The organism is Synechococcus sp. R55.2, assembly GCF_047462075.1.
GTDB lineage: Bacteria > Cyanobacteriota > Cyanobacteriia > Thermostichales > Thermostichaceae > Thermostichus.
The window spans coordinates 1-669 of record NZ_JANSIH010000252.1; the positions used below are offsets into that span (position 1 = coordinate 1).

Annotated in this window: 1 protein-coding gene; it reads right to left on the reverse strand. The window is 65.6% G+C overall.

The window, feature by feature from the left end; genetic code table 11:
• Window positions 1-111: 111 nt before the first annotated feature.
• Window positions 112-627: an efflux RND transporter periplasmic adaptor subunit gene (locus tag NW838_RS08505; RefSeq protein ID WP_414427860.1), complete on the reverse strand. Its 516-nt coding sequence runs from the start codon at window positions 625-627 to the stop codon at window positions 112-114.
• Between the last annotated feature and the right edge of the window lie 42 nt (window positions 628-669).

Consider the following 669-nt stretch of genomic DNA (forward strand, 5'->3'; position numbering starts at 1 on the left):
CTCCGTTGTCTGCACCTTGTAGACAAAGGTTTGCGCCCCCAAGCGGGCCACCGCCGTCACCGGCACCAGCAAGGCCGGCCGCTCCTCCCAGATGACCCGAGTCCGCACAAACTAGGCCGAGCGCAACTGGCCGGCAGGGTTCTCCAGAAGAGCCTTGGCCAGCACCGATTGCGTGGCGGCGTTGGCTTCGGGAGCAATGAAAGAGATTTGGCTGCTGCCGATCACCTCGCCGCGGCTATCCAGGATCTGCACCGGCGTGCCAATGCGCAGCTGGGGGGCCCGCTGCAACGGGATGTTGAGGTTGAGCTCCAGCGCCTGGGTTTGGGTCAAGGTGGTCAAAACCGTCTGAGGCGTCACGTAGTCCCCTTGCCGCACCAAAACATCCCCCACAATGCCGGCAAAGGGAGCTGTAACCTGGAAAAACTGCAGTTGCACCTGTTGCCGCTCCGCCTCGGCCTGGGCTCGCTGCACCTCCCGCTCTGCCCGCAAGATCGCGGCCTCCTGAGCGCGGATCTGCTCCTGTTGCGCCGCCAAAGCCGCCTCCGCCTGGCGCAGGTCGCGGCTGGATTGATCCGCTTGCGCCTGGCTGATGGCCCCCGCGGCCAAGAGGCTGGCTCTGAAACACATCTCCGAGCCCGCGCGACGCTACGCACTAGAGGATGCCCGCGG

Coding starts and splice junctions, on each gene's coding strand:
- NW838_RS08505 (WP_414427860.1), bottom strand. CDS start 627: ATGTGTTTCAGAGCCAGCCTCTTGGCCGCGGGGGCCATCAGCCAGGCG.